Origin of the sequence: Parabacteroides sp. AF48-14 (genome assembly GCF_003477465.1) — a bacterium.
Taxonomy (GTDB): Bacteria; Bacteroidota; Bacteroidia; order Bacteroidales; family Tannerellaceae; genus Parabacteroides; species Parabacteroides acidifaciens.
Genome location: NZ_QUDI01000021.1, coordinates 12,636 through 25,693, shown reverse-complemented (window position 1 = coordinate 25,693; position 13,058 = coordinate 12,636). Strand labels below are relative to the sequence as shown.

The 13,058-nt window shown below is 46.5% G+C and carries 9 protein-coding genes; all 9 read left to right on the top strand.

Annotated features, from left to right (window positions below; all coding sequences use genetic code 11):
- Positions 1-52 precede the first annotated feature (52 nt).
- The 9 genes from DW083_RS11280 to glpK all read left to right on the top strand — a co-directional run bounded on the left by DW083_RS11280 (position 53) and on the right by glpK (position 13,043).
- Positions 53-1,894 (top strand): LPP20 family lipoprotein, encoded by a 1,842-nt coding sequence (locus DW083_RS11280; RefSeq protein ID WP_158582109.1) that lies wholly within the window; start codon positions 53-55, stop codon positions 1,892-1,894.
- Positions 1,895-1,904: 10 nt separating this feature from the next.
- Positions 1,905-3,179: a PEGA domain-containing protein gene (locus DW083_RS11275; RefSeq protein ID WP_122332421.1), complete on the top strand. Its 1,275-nt coding sequence runs from the start codon at positions 1,905-1,907 to the stop codon at positions 3,177-3,179.
- Positions 3,180-3,247: 68 nt separating this feature from the next.
- Complete coding sequence (locus DW083_RS11270) at positions 3,248-3,655, top strand: hypothetical protein (RefSeq protein ID WP_147382131.1); 408 nt, start codon at positions 3,248-3,250, stop codon at positions 3,653-3,655.
- Between the two features lie 6 nt (positions 3,656-3,661).
- A complete protein-coding gene (locus tag DW083_RS11265) occupies positions 3,662-5,149 on the top strand; it encodes a hypothetical protein (protein WP_147382130.1) in 1,488 nt (495 codons plus the stop codon).
- A 95-nt stretch (positions 5,150-5,244) separates the two neighbouring features.
- The gene (locus DW083_RS11260; RefSeq protein ID WP_115499126.1) at positions 5,245-6,129 is read left to right on the top strand and encodes a LysR family transcriptional regulator; all 885 of its coding nucleotides are present in this window, start codon (positions 5,245-5,247) and stop codon (positions 6,127-6,129) included.
- Between the two features lie 106 nt (positions 6,130-6,235).
- Positions 6,236-7,276, top strand: coding sequence for a YeiH family protein (locus DW083_RS11255; RefSeq protein ID WP_122332418.1), 1,041 nt, complete (start codon positions 6,236-6,238; stop codon positions 7,274-7,276).
- A 152-nt stretch (positions 7,277-7,428) separates the two neighbouring features.
- Positions 7,429-9,774 (top strand): transglycosylase domain-containing protein, encoded by a 2,346-nt coding sequence (locus DW083_RS11250; RefSeq protein WP_122332417.1) that lies wholly within the window; start codon positions 7,429-7,431, stop codon positions 9,772-9,774.
- Between the two features lie 182 nt (positions 9,775-9,956).
- A complete protein-coding gene (locus DW083_RS11245; protein WP_122332457.1) occupies positions 9,957-11,522 on the top strand; it encodes a glycerol-3-phosphate dehydrogenase/oxidase in 1,566 nt (521 codons plus the stop codon).
- A gap of 21 nt (positions 11,523-11,543) precedes the next feature.
- A complete protein-coding gene (glpK, locus tag DW083_RS11240) occupies positions 11,544-13,043 on the top strand; it encodes a glycerol kinase GlpK (protein WP_115499123.1) in 1,500 nt (499 codons plus the stop codon).
- Positions 13,044-13,058 lie beyond the last annotated feature (15 nt).

Sequence of the window (13,058 nt, the reverse complement as noted above, 5' to 3'; positions counted from 1 at the left end):
TAGGCTACAACGATTGATATTTATTTATATCTGTACTTTTTTTGGGTTTTATGTGCATGCACAAAATATAGAAGATATAAAGAATGATTCAAGATATTATTGCGCCGAAGGTTCAGGGACAACATTGGAAGAGGCTGAGAGTAACGCTTTGGCACAAATCAGCCGCCAGATTGCCGTAAGCATATCTACTCAGTCTCAGGAAACAGACAGAGGAGAGCGGAATAGCGATGGTTCTGTGTCCTCGAGCTACATTCAGGAAGGATCTGTTGCATCTTATTCATTTGCCTCTTTACAGAATGTGAGGATGACTGTGCTGAAAGGGGAACCGAACGCAAAAGTGTTTCGATGGGTAGCGAAGACGGAAGTGGATAAAATGTTTGAAGAGCGCAAAAAGAAAATACTTGATTTTGTGGCTACAGGTAAAGTGGCGGAAGAAAATTTGCAGATAGATGATGCCCTTCGTAATTATTATTGGGCGTTTATGCTTGCAAAAGTGAATCGCGATGCCGTTTATGCAGACTTCAATGGCAAACCATCGAACTGTCTTACGTTTTTGCCTCTGAAGATCAAATCCGTACTTTCCCGGATTAAAGTCTCTTTGGTAGATTGTGCGGGAGACGGGTTTCGTTATCTTGCGCGGATGCGTTTTACCTATAACGATAGGGATGTCGCCAGCTTGCAATTACGTTATTTCGACGGACAATCTTTTATCGGACCGTTGATCGTGAGAGATGGAGAGGGAGAACTGGACCTTGTTTCCTTGCCGGTAGATAATAAGATCGGGATACGTTATGAGTATAGTTTCCGTAAGGAAGCTGAAAATTTGGATGCGGAGCTGCGGGCTATATTTGATAAGTCAACAGTTTTGCCGATTGAAAACGCATTGGTAGAGGTCCCTGTAAAGGTGAACCAGAAACAGAAGTCCATAAAGCCGGATAAGAAATTCGAGGAGGGGGTGACGGCATCTGTCTCTGCCGAATATGCCGACATACAGCCGGAAAAAGTAGGGATGCGCAAGCGGATACCTGTGACAACGGTACAGAACAATGAGGACTATCTAAGTGTATTGCAAAATGTTGAAAATGCAATAAAGACAGGCTCTCCACAAGATGTATATTCTTCTTTTACGACGGAAGGCTATAAAATGTTTGAAACACTGATCAATAAAACCGGAAAAGTGTCTGTAGTCGGTAAGCAGAATTATGAGTTTATCGAAGCGAATGGGCAGATATTGGGGCGATTCTGTAAAGTAAAGATACGCTTCAAAAATGGCCAGACTTTTATGGATAATATTGTCTTTCGTTTCAATAAGGAAAGTGGAAAGATACAGTCGATTGCTTTTGCTCTTACAAAAAAGGCGGAAGATGATATTTTTAATGCAGCATCTTCGTGGACTGAAATCTCGCGTTATACAATCTTGCAGTTTATGGAAGATTATCAGACAGCTTATGCATTGAAGCGGCTCGATTATATTGAGAAGATATTTTCCGATGATGCTTTAATCATAACAGGGACGGTCTTGACTTCTGTTTCAAGTCCGGAGATTGAAGGTACGCAGATCAATTTGAAGCGTGATAACATCCGTTATACCAAACAAAGTAAGCAACAATATCTTGCTAAATTGCGTAGGCACTTCAATGAGAGGGAATATATTCATCTCATATTTGAACATAATGTGACACAGATGATTAACGCTCCAAGATTGCCTGTCGGTACGGCTTTCGCCATACAGATCAATCAAATATATAACTCTCCTGTCTATTCGGATAAGGGTTTTCTGACATTAGTATTGGATGCATCGAAGAAATTACCTTTAATACATATAAGAATGTGGCAACCTGAAAAATCTGATATGTTGAGTTTAAGTGAATTTATAAACGAATTAGAATTTTAATTGAACGATTATGAAAAAAATAGTATTGTTCTTTTTATTTGCAATAGTGGTACTTCCCGGTTATAGCCAGGAAAAACAAGAAGATCAACTTCAATTGCATTCTTTTAAAGAGTCGAGATCTCTGGGGGGATTGGAAAATATAGGAACACGTTTCTTTGATGGAGAGTGGCCTAAGGATGTAAATGGCGATAAAGATTGTGCGTGGGTACGTGTGACATTTGAGAATATGCCGATAGACGATGCTGCAAATGTCAAGTTTAATTTTGGAAATAGTGCCCCGATTAAAGAAACCCGGAATCGTTTGAATTATGATGAAAAAGAAATATGGATTTTTGTAACGCCTACAGATGCCGCTATAATGGAGGCGCAGCTTGATCATGGTACGATTGCTAAGAGTAATCGTTTGTATAGCTTGAGCCTGAAGCCGAAAGGCGTGTATGATGTTGTGCTGAAAAACAATAAGACTGCCACAATTTTTATTTCTTCAAATCCTACAGGAGTGACTGTTTTGATGGATGATCGGGAGATCGGCCGGACTCCGGTGCAGCCCTCCGGTGTATCTTATGGTAAACATTCTTTGGTCTTTACTAAAGATGGAAAGATGCTGAAAAAGGAGACGATTGAGGTGGCGGATGGTAATATCAGATTCGACAGTTATGATTTCCGGGAGCGTAAAGTCGTCCATTTGGAAAGTGATCCGAGTGGAGCGGATATATACGTAGATGGTGAAAATGCACTGAAAGGTCGTACTCCGATGGATCTGGAATTACCTTACGGTCTACATAGTATTGTCGCTGTCGTTAGTGCCGATAAACGTGATACGCTGGCCCTCACAGTAGGTGATAATACATCAAAAGTAATGTTACGCCCCGTTAAGAAAAAGTCTGTTGAATTATATGCATCCTATCAAGGTGGACGTGTAAATGCCCGATTAGATGTTTCTAACTTGGATGGTTCATATACAGTTGATCCTGATGAATTAAAAGAAGCGAAACCTTCTTATCATTTGAATTTACCGTATGGACGATATAAATTCAGGATGTCATATGCCGGGAACTATAAAGAAAAAACAGCACGGGTAAAGGCCAATAGTCAATCCAAGTATGAATTCTTGATAAAACCTAAAAACTCTATTGTCTGGCCTTGGCAACGCGAGTATGACTCTGCTCCGATGGGATTTTCTATGGGATATGTAACGAAACAATGGGTTACTTCGGGTGAAGGATCAAGAGTGAAAGAAGATGTATGGGGGCGTGAAAATAAAAGGCTGCATGGTCTCAGGTAGGGTTGCATTTTCAGCCTTGCTTCAGTTGGGGGTTGGGGCTGTACACCGGATTGTTTTACGAGTGCTATATGTCATGGGACGACGAGATGAAGGATAACGGTTACTTGGATAAGTTTGTGGAACACTGCGCTTATATGCCTGTCCATGCTTATTATCGTATCCCTTTTGCTGAAAAAGTCGCATTGTCCGTACATGGTGGTATTGGTTTGGATTATGGTATCCATGCAGCGTTCAGTTCGTCGGAAGATGGAGACAATACGGAGCCTGTAACTGATTATTACGGACAAGAGGCTTGGCCTAACCGTTTTAATCTTTCAGCAGAGGTCGGATTGGGGATGCGTGTTGGCCCGGTGCAGGTAAATGCTTCATATTCCAAAGGGCTGACTGACCATAAGTTTTATGCAGATCAGGGAAGTTTCAAAACAGTCCAAAACAAATTGGGACTTAGCGTTTCATGGGTGTTTGGTGCTAATTAATGAGTTATGCAAAAAACAGTGTACATATTGTCTATTTGTGCCTTGATCTCTTGTGAGGTTAAGGCACAAAGCAATTTTGAGGAATTCAAGAAAAAAACTGAAAGTGAATATTCTTCATTTAAAAAAGCGAAAGAAAAGGAGTTTGAAGACTTCCGGAATAAGATAAATGAAGAGTATGCGGCTTTTATGAAAAAAGCGTGGAAAGAGTTTGATGCAATCAAAGGTGTTCCCATGCCTAAGGATGACAAACCGGTTCCTCCTGTTATTTATCCGGAGGAAGATAAAAATAAGCCGATTAAGGATAATCCCAAACCTTTTGAAGAGATTATTCCGATTGTTAAGCCTGTTCCGCAGCCTGAACCGATTGCACCGATAGAAGATACTCCAAAGCCGGTTGATGTTTACTTTTCATTTAATTTCTTTGGAACAGATCTGAAAGTGCGTCTGGAGGAGAAACATCGTTTTAGCCTTCGAAGTTGCAGCAAAAACGATATTGCTAAAACATGGACGATTTTGTCTGGCGAGCGTTATAATAATGTTATTAATGATTGTCTCTCGATAAGGAACCAAAATAGATTGTGCGATTGGGCCTATTTGTTGATGCTGCGTGATCTGTCAAGAGCTTTTTTTAGGGGATGTGATAATGAGGCTACCTTATTTACAGCTTTTCTTTATTGCCAGTCCGGATATAAGATGAGGTTGGCTAATGCGGATAACAAGCTCTATTTATTGTATGCCAGTGAACATATTATATATAAGAAAAGTTTTTGGATAGTGGATGATGAAAAATTTTATCCGTTGGATTGCGACCTGAAACAGTTATATATTTGCCAGGCTTCATATCCGAAAGAAAGGCCTCTTTCTTTACAGGTGAATACAGAACAGAAATTAGCCACAAACACATCCCCCGAACGGGATTTACAATCTAAACGTTTTCCGGAAGTGAAGGCGACAGTACATACAAACCGGAATCTGATCCGTTTTTTCGATACCTATCCTACGTCAATGATAAATGAAGATTTCGGTACGAGGTGGGCTATGTATGCCAACACTCCGTTAAGCCAGGAGGCTAAAAGCTCTTTGTATCCGGCCTTGAAGAGTGTTGTGACAGGCAAGTCCCAGATTGATGCCGTCAATCGGTTGTTGAATTTTGTCCAGACTGCTTTTGTTTATGAGTATGATGATAAGGTCTGGGGGTATGATAGAGCGTTTTTTGCGGATGAAACTCTTTTTTATCCTTATTGTGACTGTGAAGACCGGTCCATCCTCTTTTCCCGGTTGGTGCGGGATTTGTTGGGATTAAAGGTCGTGTTGATTTATTATCCGGGACATCTGGCAACAGCCGTTCATTTTTCGGAAAATGTGACCGGTGATTACGTTGCGATAAATGGCACACGTTATGTTATTTGTGATCCTACATTTATAGGGGCCCCTGTTGGTAGGACTATGCCGGATATGGATAATGCGACAGCAAAGGTGATCTTGTTGGAATAATGGATAATAGCCGCAGGTTAAAAAAACTGCGGCTTTTTTTATTCCTTGTATATCCCCCGCCTAAACCGTATCTTTGCCTGAAAATTATACCATCTATGGATTTCCGTCTGAAAGTATTTCATAGCGTAGCCACGAATCTAAGCTTTACGAAGGCTTCAAAAGAGCTGTTTATCAGTCAACCGGCTATCAGTAAACATATCCACGAATTGGAGGTGCAATATAAAACGCCATTGTTCGACCGGGTGGGCAGCCGTATCGCACTCACTCATGCCGGCGAACTGTTGCTGTCGCATACGAAGCTGTTGCTTTCTGCTTACCGGCAGATGGATTTCGAGATGAATCTGCTGACGGATAATTTTAGCGGTGAGCTACGGTTAGGGGCCAGTACGACTATCTCGCAGTATGTGCTCCCGCCTGTCCTTTCCTCTTTTATCCAGAAATTTCCGGAGATTAAAATTTCTTTGCAGAACGGGAACAGCCGTGACATTGAACAAGCCTTGCGGGAAGGAAGGATCACACTCGGGCTGGTGGAAGGGACGGCACATCAGAGTACGCTTCATTATACGCCTTTTATGAAAGACGAGCTGGTCGTCGTAGCACATACCGGCAGTTCGTTGGCTGTTTACGACGAGATTACGATTGAGCAGCTTTGCACCTTGCCGCTTGTTTTGCGCGAGAACGGTTCGGGTACGCTCGATGTGGTGGAGGCGGCTCTGGCAGAGCACCAAGTTAAGTTGTCGCAGTTGAACGTATTGTTACAGATGGGAAGTACGGAAAGTATTAAGTTGTTTCTGGAGAACTCTGACGCGTTGGGAATTGTTTCTATTCGTGCCGTGACCCGTGAACTGATGTCCGGACGGCTGAAGGTGATCGAAGTGGACGGTTTCCGGGCCGAGCGGATGTTTGCCTTTGCCGAGCCGCAAGGACAGAACGGGGGAGTGGAAGAAAGCTTTATCCGCTATGCCTGTCAATGTTGGTGATAACCTTGCGTTATACCCTATAAAAACATATTAGGAAAGGATACCGGGAAAAAGCCTTACTTTTGCCGCCGGTTATAAAAGTAATGGATTTTAAACTTAATTGATTATGTTTAGCGAAAAAAGGAGTAACGTACTTCATGGTATTCTGTTGATAGCTCTCTTCTCTTGTTCTGCATTCTATATAGCAGAATTTCCCTTTGTCAAGAATCTCTCTTTCAGTCCGCTGATTGTCGGTATCATATTGGGTATGATATATGCGAACAGCTTGCGTAACCATTTGCCGGAGACATGGGTGCCGGGAATCCTGTTCTGTACGAAACAGGTGTTGCGTGCCGGTATCGTGTTGTATGGTTTCCGGTTGACATTCCAGAGTGTGGTCGCAATCGGGCTTCCTGCTATCCTGATCGATACGATAATCGTGACGGCTACGATTTTTATCGGTCTGTTTGTCGGACGGCTGATGAAGATGGACCGGGATTTGGCTTTGCTGACCTCTACGGGGAGTGCCATTTGCGGTGCGGCAGCCGTATTGGGAGCTGAACCGGTGGTAAAAAGCGAACCGCATAAAACTGCTGTTGCCGTTTCGACTGTCGTTATCTTCGGGACTTTGTCCATGTTTATCTATCCGGCGATGTACCGTTCCGGTATTCTGGACCTGACGCCTGAACAGATGGGACTTTATACCGGGTCGACCCTGCATGAGGTGGCGCATGTGGTAGGTGCCGGCAATGCGATGGGAAAAGAGATTTCGGATACAGCCATTATCGTGAAGATGATCCGTGTCATGATGTTAGCTCCCGTATTGGTGATCATGAGTTTGGCTTTGGCACGTACCGCTGTGAAAGCTGTTTCCAATGGAGTGAAAGGAGCTGACGTTGCGAAACGTGGCAAGATTACGATTCCCTGGTTTGCATTCGGGTTCCTGGCCGTGATCGGCTTTAACTCTTTTGATTTGCTTCCCCATGCGGTTGTAGACGGGATTAATAATGTGGATACATTTATGTTAACGATGGCTATGACGGCGTTAGGCGCGGAAACCAGTATCGAGAAGTTTAAAAAGGCCGGCGCGAAACCTTTCATCCTGGCTACGGTGTTGTATATCTGGTTGCTTGGAGGCGGTTATTTGTTGGCTAAATATTTGGTTTAATATACACTCGAAAAGGGCACTTTGAAAGGTTTGTTAATTGGGAATTGAAAATTATCCGTTTGTGTTCTATAAATTATTACCTTTGTGGCTCAATGCAATTTATTGAGAGTCGGATATTGTTATTCAATTCTCAATTTTTCAATTAACAAGAAATGGCTTCAAAGGTAACAAAAGGTATCATAATTTCATTTTGGGTGCTGTTTGCTGCAGCAGTAGGTGTCGTAGTTTTGCTGTTCTCGGCAATCGCCAATGGTTCGATAGGCTATATGCCTCCGGTCGAACAGCTTGAGAATCCGATTGATAAATATGCTTCACAGGTAATCTCTGCCGATGGAAAGACACTCAGCACTTATGCCCACAGTCAGGATAACCGTATTTTCGTCAACTATAACGATCTATCGCCTGATCTGGTGAAGGCATTGATTGCCACCGAAGATGTTCGCTTTGCCGAACACAGCGGTATCGACGCGCAGGGATTGTTTCGTGCAGTTGTCAAACGTGGTCTTCTGATGCAGAAGAGCGGCGGTGGCGGTAGTACTATCACACAGCAGTTGGCGAAACAGTTGTTCTCGCCGAGTGCCGACAACGTGATGGAACGCTTGTTCCAGAAGCCGATCGAGTGGGTGATCGCTGTCCAGCTGGAACGTTTCTATACGAAGGAAGAGATTATCAATATGTATCTGAATAAGTTCGACTTCCTCTATAATGCCGTCGGTATCCAGTCGGCCGCCCGTGTCTATTTCGGCAAGACTCCCAAAGATTTAAAGACGGAAGAGGCGGCAACGCTTGTCGGGATGTGTAAGAACCCGTCCTATTTTAATCCGAAGCGCCACAGCGAGCGGACGCGCGGACGCCGGAACACGGTGTTGGACCAGATGTTGAAAGCCGGCTATCTCTCGCAGGCCGAGTGCGATTCGTTGAAAGCCTTGCCGTTGACACTTCATTTCAGCCGTATGGACCATAAAGATGGCCTGGCTCCCTATTTCCGCGAATACCTGCGCCTGACATTGACGGCAAAAAAGCCCGAGCGCAAGAACTACCGGGGCTGGCAGATGCAGCAGTTCAGAGAAGATTCGCTTGCCTGGGAAACGAATCCTGCATATGGCTGGTGTAACAAAAACAAGAGACCGGACGGAGAGTTCTATAACCTGTACACCGACGGTCTGAAGATATATACGACTATCGATTCACGCATGCAGCAGTATGCCGAGGAGGCTGTCCGTGAACATATCGGAGGCTATTTGCAAGATGCTTTCTTCAAAGAGAAAAAAGGAAAGAATTACGCTCCGTTCTCCCGCGATTTGCGTCAGGGCGAGGTCGATACGATTTTTATGCGCGCCATGCACCAGACCGACCGTTACCGGTCGATGAAAAGTGCGGGAGCGAGCGAGAAAGAGATAAAGGCCGCTTTCAATGAACCTGCCGAAATGCGTGTGTTCAGTTGGGGTGGCGAGATCGATACGGTTATGTCGCCGTTGGATTCGATCCGCTATTATAAAAGTTTCCTGCGTACCGGGTTTATGTCGATGGACCCGCGTACCGGCTATGTGAAAGCCTATGTCGGGGGAATCGATTATAACGATTTCCAGTATGATATGGTCAACGGCGGACGCCGCCAGATCGGTTCGACTATCAAACCTTTCCTCTATTCGTTGGCGATGATCGAAGGGATCAGCCCCTGCGACGAGATGCTGCACGTACAGCAACGTCTGACGGACGAGAACGGACGGCTTTGGGAACCGCGTAATGCGAATAAGAAACGTGTCGGCGAGATGGTTTCCGTACAGTGGGGGTTGCAGAACTCCGACAACTGGGTGACGGCCTGGTTAATGGGGCAGTTGTCTCCTTATACGTTTGTCCGCTTGTTGCATTCGTTCGGCTTGAAGAACGAGATGGACCCTGTGATCTCGATCTGTCTGGGTACGCCGGATGTGTCGGTCGGCGAGATGGTGAGCGCTTATACGACATTTGCCAATAAAGGTATCCGCGTCGAACCGCTGTATATCACCCGTATAGAAGATTCCTATGGAAATACGATTGCGAACTTCAACCCGCAGATGAGCGAAGTGTTGACGGAAGATGCTTCCTATAAGATGCTCCATATGCTGAAAAACGTAATAGACGGCGGTACCGGTAGCCGTGTCCGCTTCCGTTATGGCATCAAGGCGCCGATGGGAGGAAAGACCGGTACGACGCAGAATAACTCCGACGGCTGGTTTATGGGTTTCACACCGAGCCTTGTGTCCGGAGTCTGGGTAGGCGGTGAGGACCGTTCCATCCACTTCGACCGTATGTCCGAAGGCCAGGGCGCCAGCATGGCGTTGCCGATTTACGGACTTTATATGCAGAAAGTCTATGCCGACAAGACATTGGGCTACTCGCAGGAAGAAGACTTTGAAATCCCCGAACAATATCAGAACCCCTGCAAGATGACCACCGAAGAAGAGCGCAAACAAACGCCAACGGATGTCGGGGGCATAGATAAGATGTTCGAGTAAATTTTTATACTTGTCTGAGAAAAAACGGCTCCTATCTGAAAAAATATCGGACAGGAGCCGTTTTTTTTCAGACAGGAGCCATTTTTTATAATCCCTTACTGTGTTAATTTAGTTTCTTATCCTGTCCGTTTCTGGAAAATATTTGTTAGATTTGTGAGTGTTAACTTCTAATGACGCGGGATATGAAACGTGAGACTATTATTTCTCAATTAAATGACAAGGACAAGATCTTTGATTTTGTCGTGATTGGCGGCGGTGCTACCGGTCTGGGTGTGGCACTGGATGCTGCCACCCGCGGATACAGTGTCGCTTTGTTTGAACGCTCGGACTTCACGAAGGGAACTTCCAGCCGGAGTACGAAACTGGTGCATGGAGGTGTCCGTTATCTGGCACAAGGCGATGTCGCTTTGGTTCGTGAAGCGTTGCGCGAGCGGGGTTTGCTCCGCCGGAATGCCCCCCACCTGGTGAAAGACCAGCTCTTCCTGATCCCTTGCTACCGTTGGTGGGAAGGGCCTTTTTATACAATCGGACTGGTACTTTATGATTTGATGGCGCGTGGCCTGAGCTTAGGACGCTCTGTCTGCATCGGGCCTAAGCGGGCTATCCGTACGATACCGATGCTTCGCCGTAAGGGGATGACAGCCGGGGTGCTCTATCATGACGGGCAGTTCGATGATTCGCGGTTAGCGATCAATCTGGTTCGTACGGCTGTCGACGCCGGAGCCTGTGTTTTGAATTATATGAACGTGTTTTCCTTGCTGAAAGAAGAAGGGAAGATATCGGGTGTGCAGGTGCGCGATGAGGAAACCGGAACGGTTTATTCCGTACAGGCCCGTTCCGTTATCAATGCGACAGGTGTGTTTGCCGATGAGATCCTGCAAATGGATAAACCGGGCAAGCGTCCGACCGTCCGCCCCAGCCAGGGAGTACACCTGATACTCGACGCTTCTTTCCTGGATAGCGATTGTGCGGTGATGATCCCCAAGACATCCGACGGACGCGTGCTCTTTGCTGTCCCCTGGCATAATAAGGTGGTGGTCGGAACGACCGATACGCTGATGGACCATGCCGAAACAGAGCCGGTTGCGCTCGAACAGGAAATACAGTTTATACTCGATACCGCCGGAAAATACTTGACACGAGCTCCACAGCGGAGTGATGTCTTGTCGGTGTTTGCCGGACTCCGTCCCCTTGCCGCTCCCCGCAACGAAGGTAAGAAAACGAAAGAGATTTCCCGGAGCCATAAACTTATCCGGGAGAAATCCGGTTTAATCACCATTATCGGAGGGAAATGGACTACCTACAGAAAGATGGCACAAGACACGTTGGATTATGCGATCCGTTATATGCATGTGCCGACAAAGGACTGTGTGACGGAACGTTACCCTGTGCACGGCTCGCGTCCGAACCCCGATTTCTCCGATCCTCTGTATGTCTACGGAACGGATGCCGATGAAATCCGGACGTTGGTCGCCTCTTCGCCGGAAATGGGGGAGAAGCTCCATCCCGCATATGCCTTTACCAGAGGGGAAGTGGTCTGGATTGTCCGCAATGAAATGGTGCGGACGCTGGAAGATGTGCTGGCCCGTCGCCTGCGTATCCTCTTTATGGATGCGCGTGCCGCGATGAAGATGGCCCCTGCCGTTGTGGCTATCCTGGCAAAAGAACGGGGAAAAGATGAAGTTTGGCAGGCAGCCCAGTTGGACGACTTCAACCGGGTGGCTTCCCATTATAATATATTGAATTGATAATCAAAAGAAACGGATGATATGAATTTCAGAAATAAATATGTGCTGGCTATCGACCAGGGAACAACCTCTTCAAGGGCGATCCTTTTCAACCACCAGGGGGCTATCATCACACTGGCGCAGAAAACGTTTCAGCAGTATTTCCCTAAACCCGGCTGGGTGGAGCATGATCCGAACGAGATCTGGTACACGCAGTCGTCCGCCATCAAGGAAGCGATGGCAAAAGCGGATGTGACGGATACCCATATCGCTTGTATCGGTATTGCCAATCAACGTGAAACGACGATCATATGGGATCGCGAAACCGGTTTCCCGGTCTATAACGCCATCGTCTGGCAAGACCGGCGTACGGCCGATTATTGCGAGCAGTTGAAGGCACAGGGGTATGCCTCGATGATCCAGCAAAAGACAGGCTTGGTGATCGATGCCTATTTTTCCGCAACCAAGATACGCTGGATTCTGGATCATGTGAAAGGTGTCCGCGAGCGGGCTGAACGTGGAGAGCTCTGTTTCGGAACGGTCGATTCCTGGCTGGTCTGGAAGCTGACGCGCGGGACGGAATTTATTACGGACATCACGAATGCTTCCCGCACAATGCTGTTCAATATTCATACGCAGGAGTGGGACAATGAACTGCTCGAGCTTTTCCATATTCCGGCCTCGATGATGCCCGAAGTGAAAAGCAGCAGCGAAGTCTATTGCGAGACTTCTACGCCTATTTTCAAGACCGGTATTCCGGTGTCCGGTATGGCGGGTGACCAGCAGGCCGCCTTGTTCGGACAGCTTTGTACGGATATCGGCATGATCAAGACAACTTACGGGACGGGCTGTTTCATGATTCTGAATACGGGAAGCCGCCCGGTTCTGTCGCAGAACAACCTATTGACGACGATTGCCTGGAAGCTGGACGGCAAGGTGACGTATGCCCTGGAAGGCAGTGTCTTTGTCGGTGGAGCTGTCGTACAATGGTTGCGTGATGAGTTGGGTGTGATACAGAGTGCTGCCATAACAGAGCAATTGGCCAATTCCGTACCAGATAACGGAGGGGTTTATTTTGTCCCGGCATTGACCGGCTTGGGGGCTCCTTATTGGGATCAGTATGCCCGCGGTGCGATCATTGGCATTACGCGTGGGACGAGTGTCGCCCATCTGACCCGTGCCGCTCTCGAAGGTATTTGCTACCAGGTCTACGATGTCCTGATGGCCATGGAAAACGATATACATGCCAAGCCGAAAGAGATACGCGTGGACGGCGGTGCGATTGCCAATAATTTCCTGATGCAGTTCCAGGCGGATATTTGCCGTTGCCCGGTGGTGCGTCCGCGGGTGTTGGAGACGACAGCTTTGGGTGCCGCTTATCTGGCGGGGCTTGCTATCGATTACTGGAAAGATGTCGACGAGTTGAAAGATCAATGGTCGTTGGACAATATCTTCAGTGCCGAAATGCATGAAGAGACGGCCGAAGCCTTGCTTTCCGAATGGCATAAGGCGGTGGGAAGATCCTTAAACTGGGCAACATAATTCATAATTCAAATA